A 19,967-nucleotide genomic window follows, 5' to 3' on the forward strand; every position below is an offset into this window, starting at 1 on the left:
AAATATGAGCCTACCCCTTATAAATACTCGCTTATACAAAGCAATTTTAGTAATTTTACACCTCATCCCTTACCTACCTACCTGTAGCATACGCACTTACTGATGGCGTTATGCTTGTATCCTTAATAACATCTACTGTACTGTTTAATTTTCATTCCTACCCGTAGATCGGTAGTTGTGATATTTTTGGGCGAACTACTTAGCTGTAACACTAGTTACTTCTGAACAAAACACCGTCTACAGTCCAGTAAAATAAAAGTACTATGAACAAGACGACTACACAGGGATTTAGTCTTATTACACTCTTCTTTTTGCTTCCTCTCTGGCTTTCTGGTCAAATGATTTGGCCTGGTGATATCAATAACAATGGTATTGTCAATGGCATCGATTATCTCTATTGGGGGGTAGCCAACCAAAACAATGGTCCTGCTCGCCCCGATGCGTCCACTACTTGGGAAGAACAACCGATGGGTGCTGCTTGGGCCACCCAGTTTCCTGGAGGTATAAATCAAGCTTACGCAGATGCGAATGGCGATGGCCAAATTACGGCTGCCGATGCCGACGCGCTGGGTGCCAATTTTAATCTTAATCACGGTACCCTCCTACCAGACGCTTTTCAGACGGGCCCACTTTCAGGTGGAGAACCTGACATCTACTTTGAGATAAATTCTGAGCAAGAAGTAGCTTCTGGTGAAACGGGAGGTGTGATTATGGGGCTAGCTACAGAGCTACCTTTCAGTGCTTTTTACGGGATCACCTTCACGCTCAATTATCAGCCTGGTATATTGGCCGCCAACGATGGTGTGCTCATTGGCTTGATTGCCGATTCGTTTTTGAACCCCGATAATAGCGATGTTGCTGCTTTTGTCAACAACAATTCCGCTACTGGTAAAGCAGTCATCACCATTGTTCGTACCGATCAAAACAATGTTGTAGGCGGTGGAAAAGTAGCTCGTATTTTACTGAATTTTGCAGATCTCACCGTTCCCGGTACACCGGATCAGCTGAATTTTACCATTAGCAATGTACGCGCTATCGATCATGATATGAATACCATCATGATGCGAACGGGGAGTTTCAGCTTTTCTACGCAGGGAGCCAGTGGTGGTTGCCCCAATACGGTAAACCCCGTTTGCGGCAGCAATGGACAAACCTACCTGAATTCCTGTTACGCTGAGGCTGCGGGAATTTACAATTACACTCCCGGTGCCTGCTTTGATGATAGCTGTATCGACCCTACCCAAATCAACCCCGATGCGGTGTGCCCTACCGTTTACCAGCCCGTCTGTGGTTGTAATGACGTAACTTACCCCAATGAGTGTGCTGCCGATGCAGCCGGGGTTCAGAGTACTACCCCAGGGCCATGTGCACCTAGTAGTTGTTACGACCCCCAATACATCGTTACCAGTGCCGCTACTACGGTAAACACCACTACGGGGGTGATTACCGCCAACTGCCCCACTGCGGGCATTCCCGTTTGTGGTTGTAATGGTGTGACCTACGCCAATGCTTGCCTCGCAGAAGCTTCGGGTATCACGGTATACACACAGGGAAGTTGCGAAAGCGCCTGTGTTGATCCTTTTCAGATGAATTTGGATGCTGTTTGCCCGACGGCTTATCAGCCGGTATGTGGTTGCAACAATGTCACTTACTCTAATGCCTGCCTTGCTGATGCGGCGGGCGTCACGAGCTATACCAATGGCCCCTGTAATGGTGGCTCAGCCTGGTGTAGCGAAGCCATCCCTGTACAGTGTGGCGATTTCTTGCCCTACGAAACAACGGTAGGTGCGGGCAACAATATTCTTCAGTATCCTGGTTGTACTAATACTTCTTTTTATGGCCCGGATCGCGTATACGTCATCAATAAACAATCGGCAGGGGATCTTCAGATTGGTCTGGAAATCCTCACGCCGGGAATGGACCTCGACCTCTTCCTCCTTGCCGACAACTGTAGTCAACTGACTTGCCTGGCTAAAAGTACGACTAGCAATGTCAATACCAATAATGAAGGAATTATCCTGGAAGATGCACCCATTGGCACCTACTATATCGTAGTTGACGGGCAATATGCGCAGTCGGAGGGCACTTTCCGCCTGGAGGTGAGCTGTGGTTACCTTTTCTGTGGAAATTCCGTTCCCCTTCAATGTGGCCAGTCTTACCAAGGCACCAACCTCAATGGGCACGATGATGTTTCCCTGTACGGTTGCGATGGCAACGTGCTCAACGTAGAAAACAACGGTCCCGAGATCGTACATACTTTCACGACTACCCAAGCTGGACCGGTAAGCATCAGCCTGACGGGGCTTTCTGCGAACCTGGAACTCTTCCTCTTGCGTTCTTGTGACCGGGGAGATTGTATGGAGTACAGCCAGAATTCTGGCAATAATAGCGAATACATCAATGAATATTTGCCGGCGGGCACCTACTACGTAGTCGTAGACGGCTACAATGGAGCCGTCAGCAATTATACCTTGCTGGTAGATTGCAGCACCAACAGTAGCTGTAACCTTAGCTTTACCGACCTTTCCGCTACTTCCAGCGGCTGTGGTCAAAACAGTGGCTCCATCCACATCGGTTCTAGCGGTGGTACTCCCAACTATTTGGTGACTTACAGTGGCCCACTCAGCGGCAGCTTTACGACCAGCAGCAATTCCTGCACCATCTACTACCTGCCGCCGGGCACTTATACCATTACGAAAACCGATGCGCAAGGCTGTACCATCACTGGTACGGTGACCATCCTCGGTGGTGGCAACCTCTCGGCTACCCTTACACCGTACAATGCCGTCTGTATGGACCAGGGTTCCATTGGCGTCTATATCAGCAATGGCCAGGGCCCTTATCAGGTCTATATTACCGGACCAACCTCCGGCAGTGTTACCGCTAATAGTAACAATTTTACCATTAATAACCTCAATGCGGGTAACTACACCATCCACATTACGGATGCATTAGGCTGTTCTATTTCTCAGCAAGTAACCATCAATCATACCAGTGGCAACTTTATCTGGAACTACACCGTCACTCCTGCAGCTTGTGGAGGTTATGGTGCGATCCACGTGAATACTTATAATGGTGAAGCGCCTTACAATATCCTGGTCAGCGGCCCCATCAGCGGCGGTGCTACCGTTTATGCCAACAGCTTCAACCTCATCAACTTGCCGGGAGGAACTTATCAGGTAACCGTGGAAGACAACAACTGGTGTTCCTACACCCGTACCATCGTTATTCCGAACGGTAACCTTACCATGGAGGCTACTCCTAATTCCGGCGTTTGCGGGCAAGACGGCAGTATTACAGTAAATATTGACAATGGTAGTCCCGCTTATACCATTAGTTGGACGGGCCCCGAAAATGGGTCAACGGTCACCAACAGCGCCTCTTACGTAATTCCCAACCTCACGGCAGGTACTTATACCATCAATGTAGTGGGCAGCAATGGTTGTTCTGACTCCCAAATTGTAACCCTCTCCAACAGTGAAGGCGGCGGCCTTACCTTTAATGTCATCCCGCTACCGGGAAGCTGTAGCCAGAACGGTGCGTTGTGGATTGATATTTACAATGGTTCACCCACCTATACCATCAGTTATACTGGTCCGCAGAACGGCGTTCTTACAACGAGTAATGATGGACTTGATATACCCAACCTTCCTTGTGGTTATTACACCCTCACCATCACAGATATGAATGGTTGTAGTGGGGTACAAACTGTGGAATTGGGTGGTTGCGAAGTGATTGACCTGGATCTCGCTCCCCAAAACGGAATTTGTGGGCAACCAGGTTCCTTACTGGTGACGCTCAACGGAGGTTCTCCTATCTATACGGTTACCTGGACGGGGCCGGTAAGTGGCAGCACAACAACGTCGACCAATATCCTCAACTTGCCAGGCTTGCCCGCAGGGACTTACACGGTACAAGTGGTTGATGCTAATGGTTGTACGGATTATGCCGTTGCGCAAGTGAGTACGGCGGAATCTAATTTAGTAATCAATACCAGTGTTTCGGAAGCTCAGTGTGGAACCGAAGGGACCATCTTTGTGAACCTTGCTGGTGGCGTACCTCCTTATCAACTGAACTGGAGTGGCCCAGAATCTGGTTCTCAAATTTTCAGTACCAGCAATACCGCCATTAGCGGTTTGATGGCAGGTAACTATACCCTCTATGTGACCGATGGCAACGGCTGTTCAGCAACGACTACCGAAGAGATTCTCAATATCGGCAGTAACCTGGATATTAGCCTCTTAGGCAATAACGGGATTTGCTCACAGTTTGGTAACATCGGCGTATATATTGCCAACGGCACTGCTCCGTACCAGATCAGCTGGAATGGCCCTGTAAGCGGTAGTGCTACTTCACCAACGACGGTTTACCAAATTCAGAATACACCTGCGGGTACTTATAATGTAGTGGTGACGGATGCCAATGGCTGCTCTACCTCTGGTACGGTGCAGATCATGGTACAGAACAATTTGATGGCCAATTTGCAGGTGTACAACGGCATCTGTGGCAGCAATGGCAGTATCCTGGTCAATGTTACGCAAGGTAACCCAAGTTATACCATCACCTGGTCTGGCCCTCAGAGTGGTTCGATCGTTGTGGCAGGCAATCAGTATGCTATTACCGGACTGCCTTCCGGAACGTATACCGTCGTGATTACCGACAGCAATGGTTGTTCGCGTACCCTCACGGGAACGGTCACCAACACCAATGGCGGACTCGAAATCAGCACAGCACTGATCTACAATATTTGTGGACAGTACAATACCATCTGGACAGACATCATCGGTGGAACTCCGCCGTACACCGTCACCTGGCAGGGTACCCAAAATGGCTCTGGTACGACTACCACCCAAGGTTTCGAGATCATGGACCTGCCTCCAGGAACCTACAAAGTCATTGTAGTAGATGCCAATGGTTGCATGGATATGGAACAGGGGATTATCATATATCCTGCTCCGATGAATCTCTTTACCGTCACACCTAACAATGGTATTTGTGGCGAAACGGGTAGCATTCAGGTTGATATTGATGGCGGTACCGCACCGTATGTTCTTAATTACAATGGCCCCGTGAGTGGTACTCAAAACTACAACAACCCTGGGATCAGTGTCTTGAATAACCTCCCTGGTGGCACCTATACCTTTACCCTTACGGATGCTAATGGTTGTACCCAAACCCAAACGGTGGTTCTCAATACGGGTACGCCAGTGCAGATCATTACGGCTTTGATCTACAATGAATGTGGGCAGTACAATACCATCTGGACGGACATCATTGGTGGTACACCACCATATACCGTCACCTGGCAGGGAACCCAAAACGGCTCTGGCACGACGACTACCCAAGGTTTTGAGATCGTAGATTTACCTCCTGGAACTTATAAGGTAATCGTTGTCGATGCCAATGGCTGTATGGACATGGAGCAAGACATTATCATTTATCCTGCTCCGGTTAACATTTTCACCGCAACAGCCGATCCTGGCGTCTGTGGTACAGATGGCAAAATTAACATCAACGTTACCGGCGGTACCGGACCTTATTCTCTGACTTATACTGGTCCGCTTTCGGGGACCATCAGTGTGGTAATGGGCCTACAGGTACTCTCGGATGTCCCCAACGGAACTTATACCCTGACTTTAACGGACGCCAATGGTTGTACGGAAACCGAAACGGTAACCGTGACCAGCTCAGGCACTCCTGTAGAGATTGTTACTGCCTTGATCTATAATGAATGTGGGCAGTACAATACGATCTGGGTAGACATCATCGGTGGTACACCGCCGTATACCGTCACCTGGCAGGGTACCCAAAACGGCTCTGGGACGACCACTACCCAAGGTTTTGAAATCATAGATTTGCCGCCAGGTACTTACAAAGTAATCGTGGTCGATGCCAATGGTTGTATGGATATGGAGCAAGGAATTATCGTCTATCCTGCTCCGATCAATATTTTCTCTGCGACTTCAGTGAGTGGCACTTGTGCTGGCCCGGGAAGTATTGTGGTAAACATCCTTGATGGTACCCCCAACTTCAACCTTACCTGGACGGGCCCCGTCAGTGGTTCGGGCACCTTTGGTGGAAATATTTATACGATCCCTAATCTACCTGCCGGTACCTATACCCTCACGCTCACAGATATGAATGGCTGTACCGAAACGGAAGTGGTCGTCGTTAGCACCAGCGAAGATGATGTCAACCTCACCGCCAACGGTACCAATGGTAACTGTATCTCCAATGGATCAATTACTGCCCAAGGGACTGGTGGCGACGGTACTTATGTGCTGACCTGGACAGGGCCAGAAAGCGGCAGTGCTAATATTAGCAATGCTCCCTTCCTCATCCCTGACCTGCCTGCGGGCACTTACACCTTGTCGATCAATGATGGCAATGGTTGTGATGATGTAGAAACCGTAACCCTTTCAACGCCGGAAGATGACCTACAGGTAAGCCTTACCCCCACGCCTGGTGATTGTAACAACAATGGTCAGATTGCAGTAGTGATCACTGGCGGCACGCCTGGCTTTACTATTAGCTGGTCGGGCCCAAGCAGTGGCAGCGTGAATATCGGTGGACAGTTTTTGGTCATTCCTAACCTTCCTGCGGGAACTTACACCGTAACGGTGGTGAGCAATGATGGGTGTACCGAAACAACGAGCACAGTGCTGAGCAACCCTGGTGGAGTACTTACGGTAGCTGCTACACCAATCGCGGGTGTTTGTGGGCAACCAGGATACATCTTCTTGAATATCGGTGGTGGCAACGCGCCTTATCAGGTGAGCTGGACCGGGCCATCTTCAGGAAGCCTTACGGCCAATAGTGCCAATGTACAAATACCAGGTCTTTTGCCAGGAGGGTATACCATCACTGTCGGCAGTGGCAACTGTAACGGAGGGGTAAGTAGCCAATTGCCTGCACCGGCTCCTGACTTGGTCGTAACAGCCACATCTACCTCCGCAACTTGTGGCGCTGGCGGCAGCATCCATGTGAGCCTTGCCAACTTCGTAGGTAGCACCACGATCAGCTGGTCTGGCCCGCAAAGTGGCACTCAGGTCATCAACGGCAGCACGATGAATATCCCGAACTTGCCTAACGGCAGTTATACCATCACTGCTACCAATGGTAGTTGTTCAGACATCACCCAGGTGACGGTCAATAATGCCAATGGAAATATTGTCGTGTACGCTACTCCTGTACATGCAGTTTGTAACCAGAACGGCAGTATCAACGTTGGCTTCTCTGGCGGCCAAGCGCCTTACACGATTAGTTGGACGGGCCCAAGTAGTGGTAGTACCACGACCAACGGCACCAGCTTCCAGATTCCAGGGCTCAACCCTGGTACCTATACTGTGACGGTAAGCAGCGGCAACTGTAGCGGCAGTGCTACCGCCACCATCAACAATACCAACAATAACCTCAGTATTACGGCTGCTCCGCAAAACGGAACCTGCCTCACCAACCCCGGTTTTGTGCTCACCTTTAGTGGGGGCACCGCTCCGTATCTGTTGACCTGGCAAGGGCCAGTCAATGGATTCGCCAACGTCAATAGCAATACTTACACCTTGAGCGACGTACCTACTGGCCTGTACAGCTTCATGCTGACCGATGCCAACGGCTGTACGATCTCAACCATTTCTACGGTAAGTAGCAATACCATTGATCTCAACCTGACTGCTCAGAATGGTACTTGTGGAGACAATACGGCTATTTTTGTTAATGTGACCAATGGCACGGGGCCTTACCAGATCAGCTGGGTAGGAGAAGTGGAAGGTTTTGCAACGTCGAACAGTCCGAATTATACCATCTCCAACTTGCCAGGTAGTCCCTACATCGTGACGGTGCAGGACGCCAATGGATGTGTTGCCTCCGATAATATCACTGTTGTCAGTGGTCCCACCGATTTTGAAGTCATACACACCGTCAGTAACAATGGCTGTGGTGCACTGAACAACATCTGGATGGACTTCTTCAACGGGGTAGGCGACTACACGATCCAGTGGATTGGACCAAGCAGTGGCACCGCTACGACGACCCATGATTACTACGATATTCAGAATGCACCTACGGGTATCTACATCATTATCATCACGGATGGCAATGGTTGTGTGGATGTGCAGCAGGTAGAGGTTTACAACATTTTGAATACGCTGGATGTGACCGTAGTACCACACGATGGTTCTTGTGGAGGACTTGCTACGATTGATGTTTATGTCGATGGTGGAACACCTTGGTATACCATCGCCTGGTACCGGAATCAATCACCGCAAGGAGAAATTGATATCAACTCCAACCATTATACCATCAATAATTTGGTAGCTGGAACCTACTATGTAGTAGTCACGGACGACAATGGTTGTGACCGTACGGCTACGGTTACCGTGGCAACACCGGCCAATTTGCTACAGTTGCAAACTGCAATTGTTGGGCCTGGTTGTACGAGCCTCGGTTCGGTAGGACTCACCATGGGTGGTGGAAACGCTCCTTACTCGATTACGTGGAGTGGCCAGCAAAGTGGTTCTGCAACCAGCAATACCAATAGTTACCTGTTGGGTGGCTTAAACGGTGGGAATTATCAAATTACCGTGACGGCGGCCAGCGGTTGTACGAATACGATCAACGTCGTCGTACCGGGAACTACACCAGGGAACCTGGTGGCTGATTTCGATTACGAAGTAGATGGCCTAAATGTCAGCTTTACCAATATGTCTAGCAATGGTTTTTACAACTGGACTTTTGGTGATGGAAACACGGATGGTGTTCGCCATCCTGATCATGCTTACGCCAACTCCGGCAGCTACCAGGTTTGTCTTACGGTAAGTGGTAACTGTGGTTCGAATACCCACTGCGAAACCATTTCGGTGACGGCGCAGAGCAATCTGGCCATCCTGGATATTGGTGAATCAGAGGGTGGCCCCAATGCCATCGTACAGGTACCCGTGACGATCGACAATGTGCAGAACATCATCTCCCTTGCGGGAAGCATTGAGGTGATGGATGAATCGGTAGCGATCATTACGGGGGTAACCAATGGTGTCATTGCTCCTCAGTACAACGTGTCGAACAATACTTTCAGCTACTTCAACAATACCGGCGATGGTCTTGATGTAAATAATGACGATGTACTGTTTTACTTGAAAGTGCTTTTGGTGGGTGATATTGGAGAATCTACCGTCATCAAGTTTGTACAGACACCATTGCCAATTGAAGTAGGTGTTGTCAACAATGGTATACCTATGGTCGTGCCTTACACCTTGTCGATGGGCTCGGCAACGATCACTAATATGGCCGCCTTGAACGGTCAGCTATCCACTTATTGGGGCGATGGTATCATGAATGCAGCGGTGACCATTACGGGCCCTGGCATGCAAGAAACCATGACCACAAGCGAAAGCGGCAGCTACAATTTGCCCAACCTGAGCCCAGGTATGGCCTATACTGTAAGTGCCCAGAAGGACCTTGATGATAGCAACGGACTTTCGACCTACGCATTGTTTATCGGTCAGCGCTTCCTTCTGGGGATGAATCCTTCGCAGATTACCTCTCCTTACCAGATCATTGCGGGGGATGCCAACTGTAACGATGCCTTCACTACGCTTGACCTCTTCCTGATCCAACGCTTGATCATTGGGGCACAAGAAGCGTTTGACAACTGCCCCTCATGGGTGTTTGTCACGGAAGGGCAGACGATGCCTACGGATTTTGATGCCTACAATGTATTCCCTTACGCCTCTACCAGCACCATGATGCTGACCCAGCCGGAAACGGCCAACTTCATTGGTGTGAAGGTGGGAGACATCCTTGGTCAGGCCAACCCAAGCAACTTTGGAGGCTTGGACGATGACCGCACCAACAGCCAATTGCCGTTTACGGCAGAAAATCTGGCGGTAGCAGCGGGCGAAGAGGTGACCTTGTATTTCCGCAGTGCGGCCTTTGCGGATATCGTAAGCTACCAGTTTGGCTTGCAATTCCCAGCCAATCAGGTGGAATACCTGGAGTTTTTCCCAGCGGAAGAACAGCCTTTCCAAACGGTAGTTATTGGTGATGGTGGTGCCGAAGAAGGTAAGTTGCGCTTGAGTTGGTTCAGCCTGGATGGGCAAGGCCATAGCGCTAGCGCAGATCAAGCCTTGTTCGCGATCAAGTTCCGTGCATTGACGGACATTGAAGACTGGAACAATATCCTGCGTCTCGACCCTGGTGCTATGCTTCCCGAAGCTTACAACAACAACGAAGAAGCCCTTGATCCTGCCATCAACTTCGGGGAAGTGGTGACGGGAACAGATGCACCCGTGGAAAGTAAATTCCGCCTGGATCAGAATACCCCTAACCCATTCAATGGGTCAACGGTGATCAGCTTCCATTTGCCAACCGCGACGGATGTTGTCTTTGTGATCCACGATGCCTTTGGGCAGGAGGTTTACCGGGAATTCAACAGCTACGGTGCTGGCGAAAATCGTTTGCGTTTGAATCAACAAAACCTGCCAGCCGGCGTGTACTATTACACCTTGCGGGCTGGAACAGATACGGCTACCCGTACGATGGTAGTTGTAAAATAAGATTTGTTTGTTATGGACAAGTAATCCCTCGGCCAAGGTACTTAAGTGCCTTGCTGGGGGATTTTTGTTAAAGGCGTTGAAATACCCCAAAACTATGAAACTACACTGTTGGTCAATATGGACTTTCAGCAAAACCCACAGAGCGATTACCTTCTTAGGATGGGTATTGGCTTTGCTCATTTGGTCACCCCTCACAGGGCAGAGTGTGCGACTGAGCTTACCAGAGGTGACCGTTGCGGATGGGGAGACGGTCACTCTACCGCTCACTGTTGCTGATTTTGACAGTATCGTCAGCTTGCAATTGTCGATCAATTGGGACACGGAGGTGGCTACTTACGTCGACTTTGAGCTTGCGGCCCTGCCCTTGTTGGCGATTGGTGATTTTCAGGCTGATCAGGGCGAGCTTCGCCTGAGCTGGTTTGACAATGGAGGCGATGGAGAGTCATTACCCGACGGAACGGTCATTGCTCGACTGACATTTACAGCGATGGGTAACCCCGGTGATTTTACTGTTTTACCCTTTACGGGTAACCCTTTGGCCATCCAAATTTTTAAGTCTACCATGACGGTGGGGGAGTTTGACCCCGTGGCATTGGAACAGGATGCCGGTAGAATAGCCATCGCCGCTCCTTTAGGCTTCAGTATCAATAGCAGTGACGTCTCTTGCTTTGGAACAGCAGATGGCAGTGCCAGCGTAAGTCTGGAAGTAGACCCTAACGATTACAATCTCAATTGGACTGGGCCGGACAATTTTTCGGCTACGGGTCTGAATTTGACTAATCTTAGCGGTGGTACTTATTTCCTGACCATCACCGATCAGAGTGGTGCCGTCATTTTTACTTACGAATTAACGATCGAAGAAGCTAACGCCCCGCTGGCTATCCTGGATTTGCAGATAACAGCAGCGGATTGTGATGCCCCGAGTGGCAGCCTCGGTGCTACGGCTACTGGAGGAACATCTCCTTACAGCTATGAGCTGAATGGCTTCAGCAATCCTACCGGTGTGTTTAGTGGTTTGGCTGCCGGCAATTACACGCTGATTGTTGCGGATGCTAATGATTGTAGTCTCCGCCTGGATACCATGATTGTAGCACCTGGCGCACCCGTGCTAAATTTACCGTCCTCCGTGATGCTTTGTGGAGAAAGTGTTGTACTCGCACCTGGCGCAGAGGGAAGCTACAATTGGTCGACAGGTGAAACGACGGATAGCATTGTGGTGAGTACTACGGGGATTTATTCCGTAACGGTCACCAATACGGAAGATTGCAGCGCGGAGGCGACGACCGAAGTGCTGCCGGGTATGGTGCCTGTGGGTGTACTGGAAACCGATTTTCCTGAGGTTTGCCCGGGCGATAGCCTACAGATTGTAGTCAGTGGAGGAGATGTTTTTCGCTGGCTGGAAGGCAATAGCAGTTTGAGTGCCGTGGATGTTTTCAACCCGCTGGCATTTCCGGATACTACAACCAATTATCTGGTGGAGGTAGGGAATGATTGTGGCGTTGATACTTTGGCTTTTTCTATTTTGGTGTACGAAATTTTGGCATCCGCTGGGGCGGATACCTGTATTGCACCTGGTGATGAAGCTCGCTTGATGGCCCAGGGAGGCATTTTTTATGCCTGGGAGGATAACCCGTATCCGGTCAGTGATCCGTCTATTGCCAACCCTATGGTAAGTCCGAAAGACAGCACCACTTACGGGGTAATAATCACGGATATCAATGGTTGCCAGACCTTTGACGAGGTAACAGTGCTGGTCGCCAATAACCCGGTAGAAAGCATTGTACCCTACAACCTGATTACACCCAATGGAGACGGTTTTAACGATGAACTGGATTTTGGGCCGATCACTAAATACGGCACCAATTCCTTGAAGGTCTACAACCGCTGGGGCGATCTCGTCTACCAAAAGCTCAATTATCAGAGTGACGAAGATCGGTTTGCAGGTCTTCACAAAGGTGCCCGCTTGCCTGCGGGGAATTATTTCTATGTATTGGCTTTTCGCCAGGGGGAAATCAAGCAAACCTTAACCATCGTATGGGAATGAGAAAACATAAAACACTGCTGTCACCGGTTTTATCTCTTTTAGCTAAGCAAAAGCCTGTAGTTGGATGCGGGCTGCTTCACACCCTTGAAGTAGGGGGTAGAGGGCAGAACTTGGGACTGGGTCTGCTAGCGATAGCGCTGTTGACCATTACCAATTTGAGTGCGCAGCAATTACCGGCACGTAGTCCTTTTGCTTCCAATAATTTTATCTGGAATCCGGCAATGACTGCGGTGGAAGATTATTGGGAAGTGGGCGTTACTCACCAGCAGGAATGGGTAGGCTTTGAAGATGTCCCCGAGACTACTACCATCTATGGACAGTACCCGGTGCTCAAGGAGAACTTCAGTTTAGGAGGTTTTTTGGTACTGGACGAGATCAAGCCTATCCGCAACAATACCCTGGCGCTGACCTATGCCTATAAGCTGAAATTTGGCCCCCGGAAGCGTCGTCGTTCGGGACCAAGAACGCAGGCTCAATTGTCTTTGGGCCTGATGCTGGCGATGCAGCAGGTGTTTATCGATGGCGGCGATTACATTGTTCGCGATGCGGGAGACCCCTTGCAACCGGTAGGGGAGTTGAATGAGTTTGTGCCAAACGTTGGGCTAGGCGTCTTTTTTGCTTCTCGCCCGACTGGGCCGAATGACAAGAGCTTTTTCTATGCTGGCGCAGGTACCAACCAAATCTTACCTCAGGACATTACCTTCCGAGAAACCCTGCCTACGGGCAATCTGGAACGTGCCTTCCACGGCAACGCTACCATTGGTTACCGCTCAGTAGGTACCAACTTTGTTATTGAGCCTTCTTTCTGGCTGAATACTGCGGGAAAGAACATCAGCAACAGCCAAGTTAACCTGAACATCGAATATCCCAAAGCTTTTTGGGGCGGCTTGAGTTATAGCCTTAACCAGACATTGGCCCTTCAGCTGGGCTACCTCTTACAAGGAGGATTTACCGATACGGATACCATCCGCCTCGGCTTGTTGGGGTCGTTTAATATGGGAGGTTTTGGGCCTGCACGCGGCTTGGGCTATGGCTTTTATGTGGCTTATCGTACGGGGGCTTAACGGTTGATTGTTGATGGTTTGATGGTTGGTCTTTAGGGTGGCATTGGTGTACATTCATGCATTTAATCACCTCCGGCTCTGTGGGCCACCTCCGCCCGAGCGGAGGACATGGGCGGGCCGTGGCCCGAGCAAGTGCTAGAGGCGAAAGGTGGTGCACAAGGCGGAGTTGAATTTACAAATTTGACCTGCAAGGACGGCTCACCCCCAACCCTTGCACTTTTGGCGTAGCCATGCCGCGTAGCGATCCCTTCGGAACCTTCGGCATCCAACCTTTACACCTTTCCAACCCTTACACCCTGACACCCTTACACTTTTGGTAAAACCATACTTTTGGCATACCCACTTCCGACTTCCCACCTCCGATTTCCGACTTTCCTTAAGGAATCATAATCACAAACCTTCGATTAAGTTTGTTATTGGCTTTTACGATGAGGCTGTATTCGCCGGAGGGAGCTTTGCTCAGGTCGAGGGATTTCTTGTAGGGGCCGGGGATTTGGCTGGGATATTCGAGGCGTGCCATTTCCTGCATTTGACTATTGATGAGGATGATTTGTACCTGTGCCGTTTCGCTCAAGCTGTAGTCGATATGAACATTGCCGTTGATGTCGGGGCTGATGTTAGCAACATTACTCGTGTTGTTTTGGGCGATATTACTTCCGGCGGGCGTCTGTGGACGTGAGTTGGGGTTCATGATGCGGACTACATCCCCTTCTTTGGGGCTCCAGATGACCAAGCCATAGGGCGGTTCGAAAATGTTGTTGGGATTCACTTCTGCGACGCGGTTGGAACCTTCGGTCTTGATGGTGCGAATTTCAATTTTATCCTGATCGACGAAGATCCACTTGAATTGATTGAAACGGCCGTAGCTGCGGGTCCAGGGTTTGGGGTCGTCGGCTGCGCGGAGAGGGGCTCCCCAACCACCTTCGCCGATATACACGGTGCCGTTTGCATCATCGCGAATAAAGCTTTCGTAACTACCTGGGTCTTTGCTTGGCCGAATTGGCCAGGTCACTTTTACCACGTGTGCGTCGGATTCCATGGCGAGCTGTACCTTGTATTTATGAAAGAGGGTGGCCCATTGGGCGATCAGGTCCTCTCTTTCGTATTTAGCTGCCGTATGAGGGCGCATAGCTTGGTGGTACTGTGCCATTCGCCAGGTGACATCTTGGTTGGCTTGTAGGTCGCGCCCCAGCCAGTCTCGTTGTTCTCCTCCGGAAGGAATCTGGGTGTTAAGCGTATACAATCGAAACAAGTTGCGACCAAGCGTAAGTGCATAATACACGTCCTCGCTAGGAACATCGAAACAATTGACGAGCGGCTCGTTGCTGGCCTCGTGATTACCTCGGGCCGGAATAATGGGGAAGATACGTCCATCACTACCAATGGTCAACTGCCAATCATCGAACCATTCCCGCCATTCTGTATCGGAATCATCATCGGTCATGTCTCCCCCAAATATGACACAGAGGGGGCGTAATTTACTGACGAGAATATTGGCATCACAGCGGGCGAGCCGGTGATTGCGGGAGTCGCTGCCCGCAACGATGGATAGACGTTCATTGGGGTTATCGGGAGCGGTTTTGAAAGAGTAGCGTTTGCTGACTCCTTCGGTATCCTGAATTACAAAATAGTAAACGGTATTGGGCTGTAAGCCTTCCAGGCGTGCAAAAACATTGTTCATAGCCTTGGAGCGTGCTGCTCGCGATGGGGGAGATTGAAAACGGTAGGCTGCCGTATTCTGGCCATGATCGGTTTGGTCGTAAAAGATAACTGGGCGCCCTCCAGATACCTGGTCCCAACCAATCACCATGCTTGTAGCAGGATCGGTGCGCCAGGTGGCACGAAGCCTTTCTACTCGGCTGAAAGCACAAAAAGGAAGTAGTATGCCAACTAACACCAGCCATAGACTGGTAGGAAGTAAAAAGTAAGGTTGTGGTGCCGAATTCGGCATAGGCTTTAGTGATTTTTGGCGTGAACGAGTAGGCAAAGCTAATAACTATGTTTACAATTTGTAAAAAACGGCACTTCTGCCTTTGTGCAGACTCCCTTATAAAGGTAAAGCAAAGGTAAATTATTGTACCTTCGCCCGTGAATTCAGCTTTTTTAAATTTAATCTAACAGCGTAAGTAAAATGGCTACCGATACCCAACTTTTCGACCTCATTCAAAGGGAAAAAGAACGCCAATTACACGGCATCGAACTGATTGCTTCGGAAAATTTCACCAGCTCAGCTACGATGCGGGCGATGGGGAGTGTACTGACGAACAAATATGCCGAGGGGTATCCCGGTCGCAGGTACTACGGTGGCTGTGAAATAGTAGACGAAGTAGAACGCCTGGCCATTAGCCGCTTGAAGGAGCTTTTTGGTGCAGAATACGCCAATGTGCAGCCACACTCGGGGGCGCAGGCCAATGCTGCCGTATTCCTGGCGGTGTTAAAGCCGGGAGATGCCATTCTTGGTTTTGACTTGGCGCACGGTGGGCACTTGTCGCACGGGTCTCCCGTTAATTTTAGTGGCAAGGTCTACAAGCCTCACTTCTACGGGGTAGAGCAGGACTCTGGCCTGATTGATATGGACAAAGTAGCAGCAAAAGCCCACGAGGTAAAGCCCAAGCTGATTATCTGTGGTGCCTCGGCTTATTCACGCGATTGGGATTATGCTCGCTTCCGTGCCATTGCCGATGAGGTAGGGGCCCTGTTGCTTGCGGATATCGCGCACCCCGCAGGCTTGATTGCAACTGGATTGTTGAACGATCCGATGCAGCATTGCCACATCGTAACCTCTACGACCCATAAGACCTTGCGTGGCCCACGCGGAGGGATCATCATGATGGGTAAGAATATCGATAACCCCTGGGGACGAATGACCAAAAAAGGTGTGCCTTTGAAGATGTCGGCGGTATTGAACAGTGGTGTCTTTCCTGGGATGCAGGGTGGCCCACTTGAGCACGTGATTGCTGCCAAAGCGGTGGCTTTTGGTGAATGTTTGCAACCTAGCTTCAAAGCTTACGGAGAGCAGGTGATGAAAAATGCGCAGGTGATGGCCCAGGCTTTTGTGGATAGAGGCTACAAAATCATCAGCGGCGGCACCAGTAATCACCTCATGCTGATCGACCTACGCTCTAAAGGAGTAACGGGTAAAATAGCAGAAGCAGCCCTGGGCTTGGCTGATATTACAGTAAATAAAAACATGGTACCGTTTGACACGGAATCACCCATGGTGACCAGTGGCATCCGTATCGGTACAGCTGCTGTAACGACGCGCGGCTTCACCGAAGACGACTGCCTGCAAACGGTGGAATGGATTGATAGTGTACTCAGTACGCCGGAAGATGAGCAGCAGATTGCCAAAGTTCGTCAGGCCATCAATGCCCACATGGCGCAGTTTCCACTTTTCGCGGGTGAGGCGGTAGAGGCGTAGGTAAACAGCAAAAGCCTCTAAAACAGCAGAGCACTAAAATTCACAAAAAAATGTGCTGTTTTATATCTCTGAATTTCGGTGGCTAAAAAAGAAGAAGACTGACCTTCGATGAGAGCATCAAGGGTCAGTCTTTGTTTTGTTTACCCCTCAATAAAATCTACTGGAGGGGTAAAGAACCCTTCCGCCGGGGTCACAAAAGAAATGTTACGAAGGTTTGCTACTCCCAATTGTTTGGTTAAGCCTTGATCAGGCTGCCAGCCCCAGAATTTCCATTCCGTAGCTATCGGTATGCCGTCGATCTTTTGGTAGTTGAGGTACTGGATAGCGTGGGGGTCTTCTTCCGCTTCGGCCTGACTTTGCCCGGCGGTGACGATGTAGGCTGCCACTTGGGTCAGTAAGGTTTCGGTATCTGCATAGACAATGTACCAGTCATCCGGTGCATCACCGGTGCCGGGGGTAAAGCTGAGTTTGCCCGTGGCGTAAGTGCCTCCGTTCAGATTCGTATCTGGATAATCACTCCATACGGTACCGCCATCATTGAGCTTGTAGGGGAGCATAAAGAAATACGACCAGGTGTAGGCTGCAAAGCGAGTGCTTTTTAGGTTCTCGGTTTCAGGCGCAACAAACATCTTATCATCCTGCACGTAGATTTTCTTACCGTCTTTATAAGCAATGAGTGCTTGGCGCGAATCAGTACTCAAGGTCAGGGTGCCATTCAAGCGTTCGGTACCCCCAAAGAAAAGCTGGAGGTCAAACTGAATAGCTTCATGCGACCGGAAGTTTTCTTTCTGGTGCGCTGCTTCCACCTTTTCGGAGAAAGTCAGTGGAGCTGGAGCTGCTGCTTCCTGTGTAGTTTCCGTTGGGGCCGTTGCTGTTGGGCCACAAGCCAGGAGAGCGAAAAGCAGTGTTGAAAAAATAAGGATACGTAATGTCATGGTTAGTTGGTTAGATTGTTGGATGGTTAGTTGGTTTTGGGAAGCAAACTTCCGACTTCCGACTTCCCACTTCCGACTTTGAAAAAGGTTAATTAGGTTTATTTAAGTCACAAAAAACACCTACGGAATAAGCAGGTGCCGCAGCTATGATCTCTCCGCGGAAAGCACCAGCAAACGAAGCTGATACACCCCAACGCCCCTTGATGTAATAAGCCGCTTCTAGCGCAACACCACTGAACTCGGTATTGTTGGCAAAGATATTTGTGCAGTTAATAAAAGAGGCCCTTCCCCACTCCGTGTTGAGGAAGGACCATTGACTATCTGCCAATCACACTATAGTTTTAAGCATTAGCGGTTTCAAGCTCCAGTGCTGCTGGAAAATCCACCGGGAATTGACCTACACCGTGGAGGAAGTTGCTAATGATTTTATCGCCAATTACGATGAGGGTATCCACCAGGTTAGCTTTGGTATAGCCAGCATTGAGGAAAGCGTCCACACTCGCTGGGGCGGGTTTGCCGCGCTGGATGGTCGTGTCTTTCACGAATTTTGCCAAGGCATCCAACTTCGCATCGAAAGAAGCGGCACCTCCCCGTAGTTCCAGGATTTGGTCATCGTTAAAACCGTTCATCTTTCCCAAGGCGGTGTGAGCTGCCAGGCAGTATTCACATTCGTTGACTTGACTTACCACCAGGTTAATGACTTCGCGTTCTTTAGCTTTGAGGCTGCTTTTGCGGTTTTGTAAAGCCAGGTAGTCGGCCAGTGCGGTATCGCTGTAAGCGAAGGTAGCGTAAAGATTAGGTACAAAGCCCAGACCTTTTTGCAGGTTGTCGAAAATCGCTTGGTTGTTAGCGGAAACTTGGTCGCGGGTTGGAACTTGTAATACACTCATTTTATACTGTTTTATTGATTAAATTTTCTTGTTTCGTTGAACAGTACAAAGATGGGGGCAGGAGGGAGGGAAAGGTTAGGATGCATTTCCCGGTGGCTGGTACAATCTTCCTTTTAGTAAAAAAAATTATCCCAAAACATGCTCCTCCCGAAAAGCCGAAGGCGTAAGCCCCGCTTGCTTTTTGAAGAAGCGACTAAAATAGGCAGGATCTTCAAAGCCCAGGTCGTAAGCGATTTCCTGGGTTTGCTTATCGGTGAAGAGGAGGAGGCGCTTGGCTTCCAGGACCACTCTTTCTTGAATAATTTGTTGGGGAGACTGTTGGTTGTAAGTAGAAAACAGGTTGGACAGGGTCTTGGGCGATTTGTGTAAGAGGTCGGCATAGTCCTTCACTTTGCGCAGTGTGCGAAAGTGCATGTCTACCAAAACGTTGAATCGGCGGATAGTATCAATTTGGCCATCATTTAGCTCATGAACAATGTGCTGCTCCTTGGCGAGTCGGGTACAAATGATGATGAATCGCTTGAGGAGCATCTGCAACATATCTCCCTGGATATTATCAATGGTCCGGAATTCTTCCAAAATCACTTCCAGCAATAGCTCAAACTTGCGCTCCTGCTCTGTCGGAATCGTAATGATGGGCAAATCTTGGGTGCCGAAAAAGAGAATGCCGTTGCAGGAGACTTCCTCATCGTGATCAGCAATGCAATAAAACTCCCGATTGAAAAGCAAGGCCGTAAGGGGGGGCTCGGTGGTAGAGAAACGAAGGTGCTGGAAATAGGTTGTTGTGAGTAGCTGCCCAGGCTGTAATTGGAGTTGTAAGTCATCGAGGTGGATAGAGACGGCCTCGTCGTTACGATTCCACAGAAATTGAATGACGCTTTCCTGAATAGAAAAGCTACTGGCATCTTTTTGCAAATGATCAGAATAGCCAAAAATAGCGCCCAGCTTACGATCCGTGAATTCCAGTTTCATGATTAAACATTGGTTAAGCACACCAACACAAGGAGAAAAATCTTGGTTGTATGGGCCATTGCAGCATTGGCAGGTTTTGTCCGTCCGGTGT

At 49.7% G+C, this 19,967-nt stretch carries 9 protein-coding genes; 4 read left to right on the forward strand and 5 right to left on the reverse strand.

Annotated features, from left to right (window positions below; translation table 11 throughout):
* Positions 1 to 263 precede the first annotated feature (263 nt).
* The 3 genes from AB0L18_RS13145 to AB0L18_RS13155 all read left to right on the forward strand — a co-directional run bounded on the left by AB0L18_RS13145 (position 264) and on the right by AB0L18_RS13155 (position 13,658).
* Positions 264 to 10,550, forward strand: coding sequence for a Kazal-type serine protease inhibitor domain-containing protein (locus AB0L18_RS13145; protein ID WP_367393055.1), 10,287 nt, complete (start codon positions 264 to 266; stop codon positions 10,548 to 10,550).
* 94 nt (positions 10,551 to 10,644) lie between these two features.
* On the forward strand, positions 10,645 to 12,594 hold the full coding sequence (locus AB0L18_RS13150) for a gliding motility-associated C-terminal domain-containing protein (RefSeq protein WP_367393056.1): 1,950 nt from the start codon (positions 10,645 to 10,647) through the stop codon (positions 12,592 to 12,594).
* The gene (locus AB0L18_RS13155; RefSeq protein WP_367393057.1) at positions 12,591 to 13,658 is read left to right on the forward strand and encodes a PorP/SprF family type IX secretion system membrane protein; all 1,068 of its coding nucleotides are present in this window, start codon (positions 12,591 to 12,593) and stop codon (positions 13,656 to 13,658) included. Before AB0L18_RS13150 ends, AB0L18_RS13155 begins: the two co-directional genes overlap by 4 nt.
* A 376-nt stretch (positions 13,659 to 14,034) precedes the next feature.
* Here AB0L18_RS13155 and AB0L18_RS13160 read toward each other — a convergent pair whose 3' ends face one another.
* On the reverse strand, positions 14,035 to 15,609 hold the full coding sequence (locus AB0L18_RS13160; RefSeq protein WP_367393058.1) for a fibronectin type III domain-containing protein: 1,575 nt from the start codon (positions 15,607 to 15,609) through the stop codon (positions 14,035 to 14,037).
* Between the two features lie 180 nt (positions 15,610 to 15,789).
* Here AB0L18_RS13160 and glyA point away from each other — a divergent pair, with 180 nt between their 5' ends.
* Positions 15,790 to 17,079, forward strand: coding sequence for a serine hydroxymethyltransferase (glyA, locus tag AB0L18_RS13165; protein ID WP_367393059.1), 1,290 nt, complete (start codon positions 15,790 to 15,792; stop codon positions 17,077 to 17,079).
* 140 nt (positions 17,080 to 17,219) lie between these two features.
* Here glyA and AB0L18_RS13170 read toward each other — a convergent pair whose 3' ends face one another.
* From AB0L18_RS13170 to AB0L18_RS13185, 4 genes are all read right to left on the reverse strand, one after another.
* The gene (locus AB0L18_RS13170; RefSeq protein WP_367393060.1) at positions 17,220 to 18,014 is read right to left on the reverse strand and encodes a hypothetical protein; all 795 of its coding nucleotides are present in this window, start codon (positions 18,012 to 18,014) and stop codon (positions 17,220 to 17,222) included.
* An 88-nt stretch (positions 18,015 to 18,102) separates the two neighbouring features.
* Complete coding sequence (locus AB0L18_RS13175; protein ID WP_367393061.1) at positions 18,103 to 18,342, reverse strand: hypothetical protein; 240 nt, start codon at positions 18,340 to 18,342, stop codon at positions 18,103 to 18,105.
* Positions 18,343 to 18,355: 13 nt separating this feature from the next.
* Positions 18,356 to 18,904: a carboxymuconolactone decarboxylase family protein gene (locus tag AB0L18_RS13180; RefSeq protein ID WP_367393062.1), complete on the reverse strand. Its 549-nt coding sequence runs from the start codon at positions 18,902 to 18,904 to the stop codon at positions 18,356 to 18,358.
* A 126-nt stretch (positions 18,905 to 19,030) separates the two neighbouring features.
* Positions 19,031 to 19,876, reverse strand: a complete 846-nt coding sequence (locus AB0L18_RS13185) for a helix-turn-helix domain-containing protein (RefSeq protein WP_367393063.1) — start codon at positions 19,874 to 19,876, stop codon at positions 19,031 to 19,033.
* Positions 19,877 to 19,967: the final 91 nt, after the last annotated feature.

The organism is Lewinella sp. LCG006, from assembly GCF_040784935.1.
Lineage (GTDB): Bacteria > Bacteroidota > Bacteroidia > Chitinophagales > Saprospiraceae > Lewinella.

Bases quoted from the DNA above. Each gene is read 5' to 3' on its own strand.
- AB0L18_RS13155 (WP_367393057.1), top strand. From the start codon at position 12,591: ATGAGAAAACATAAAACACTGCTGTCACCGGTTTTATCTCTTTTAGCT.
- AB0L18_RS13180 (WP_367393062.1), bottom strand. From the start codon at position 18,904: ATGAGTGTATTACAAGTTCCAACCCGCGACCAAGTTTCCGCTAACAAC.
- AB0L18_RS13145 (WP_367393055.1), top strand. From the start codon at position 264: ATGAACAAGACGACTACACAGGGATTTAGTCTTATTACACTCTTCTTT.
- AB0L18_RS13185 (WP_367393063.1), bottom strand. From the start codon at position 19,876: ATGAAACTGGAATTCACGGATCGTAAGCTGGGCGCTATTTTTGGCTAT.
- AB0L18_RS13160 (WP_367393058.1), bottom strand. From the start codon at position 15,609: ATGCCGAATTCGGCACCACAACCTTACTTTTTACTTCCTACCAGTCTA.
- AB0L18_RS13170 (WP_367393060.1), bottom strand. From the start codon at position 18,014: ATGACATTACGTATCCTTATTTTTTCAACACTGCTTTTCGCTCTCCTG.
- glyA (WP_367393059.1), top strand. From the start codon at position 15,790: ATGGCTACCGATACCCAACTTTTCGACCTCATTCAAAGGGAAAAAGAA.
- AB0L18_RS13150 (WP_367393056.1), top strand. From the start codon at position 10,645: ATGAAACTACACTGTTGGTCAATATGGACTTTCAGCAAAACCCACAGA.